The sequence below is a fragment of the Streptomyces sp. NPDC038707 genome (genome assembly GCF_040636485.1).
Classification (GTDB): Bacteria; Actinomycetota; Actinomycetes; order Streptomycetales; family Streptomycetaceae; genus Streptomyces.
This window is the reverse complement of the sequence record NZ_JBEZUP010000101.1, coordinates 1-1,517: the sequence shown is the minus strand read 5'-3', so window position 1 is coordinate 1,517 and position 1,517 is coordinate 1. Positions and strand designations below refer to the sequence as shown.

At 71.1% G+C, this 1,517-nt stretch carries 1 protein-coding gene; it reads right to left on the bottom strand.

Annotated elements, in window-relative coordinates:
- Positions 1-1,517: condensation domain-containing protein (locus AB0E62_RS39990; RefSeq protein WP_362206057.1), on the bottom strand; the 1,517-nt coding region annotated here is incomplete at both ends.

Below are 1,517 nucleotides of genomic sequence, written 5' to 3'. Positions count from 1 at the left end.
GGCACCACCACCGCCGTATCGTTCCACCCGCTCAGCACACGCTCCCGCTCACCACCGGGCAGATACACCGCACGCGCATCACCGTCCACATCAGCGGACATCGACTCCAGCACCGACCGGTACATCGCCGCAAGACGATCCACCCCCTCCCGGCCGAGCACCAGCGGGTTCACCGTGAGCAGCAGACCGCTGCCGCGTGCGGCCACCGCGAGGCCGAACTCCGTGGCGCCCTCACCGTCACCGGACTCGGTGTCGACGAGGTCGGTCTCCGCTTGGGCGTCCGCCAGGTCGAGGTAGCTGAAGCGGACGTCGAGCAGTCGGGTTCCGTCGCTCAGCTCCCGCTGCATCACCGGCATCGGGAAGCGGCGGTGCGGCCAGAGCGTGCCCTCCTGGTCGAAGACCTGGCGGATCAGTTCGCGCCAGGTGCGCGCACCGCGCTGGTGGGCGAACGGCACCGTGTTGAGGTACATGCCGTACACCCGTTCGGCGCCCACGACTTCGGGGCGGCCGCTGGAGACCAGGCCGGTGAAGAAGGACTCCTCGGCGGTGAGCTGGCTCATCACCTTCAGGTGCGCCGCGTGCAGCACGGCCTTCAGCGAGGTTCCGGTGCTGCTCGCCGCCGCGCGCAGCGCCGGGGTCAGGTCGGCGAGCGGTACGCGCACGACGTTCGCCGGTCCCGGGGCGCCGTCGCCCCAGCCGGCCGGGAGCTCGAACTTGGCGTGGCTGCCGAGGACGTCCCGCCAGTAGTCCCGGTCCTCGTCGGACGCCACGGAAGCCAGCTCGGCTGCCACGAAGTCCGCGTAGCGCACCTCGGGCATCTCCACCTCGGGCAGTGTCCCGCCGTCGCGCAACCGGAGGTAGCCCTCGACGATCTCGCTGAGCAGCGAGCGGTGGCTCCAGCCCTCGGTGATGGGGTGGCAGACGCTGACCGACAGCCACCATGCCTCGTCGGACTCGACGAGTGAGGAGATACGGAGCAGGGGGGCGCGGGAGAGGTCGAAGGGCTCGGCGCGCTCGCTGACGATGTGCGCCCGACGTGCCGCGGCCTGCTGCTCGGCGTCCTGGCCCCGCAGATCGTGCACGGTGACCGGGATCTCGGCGGCAGCGTGGATGAACTGCAGCGGCATCTCGAAGCCTTCGAGGTGGAAGGAGGCGCGCAGCATCTCGTGGCGTTCCACCACGGCCTGCCCGGCGCGGCGCAGGACGTCGACGTCGAACGGACGGCCGTCCTTGATCCGGAAGACAGTGGTGTTGTGGTACTTGTGCAGGCCGTCGTCGGCGAGCATCTCGACCAGCATGCCGAGCTGCACCTGCGCCAGCGGGAAGGCATCGACGAGGCCCTCGGGGAGCTTGGCCAGGTCCCCTGCCGCCAGCAGCGCGAACGGTTCGACGACGGCGGTCTCGGCGAGGGGTTCTCCGCCGCCGAGTGCGGCGGCGAGTCCGGCGACGGTGCGGTGCTGGAACACATCGCGGACGCCGGCCTCGAAGCCCTCGGCGCGCAGGGCGCCGACCAGGGC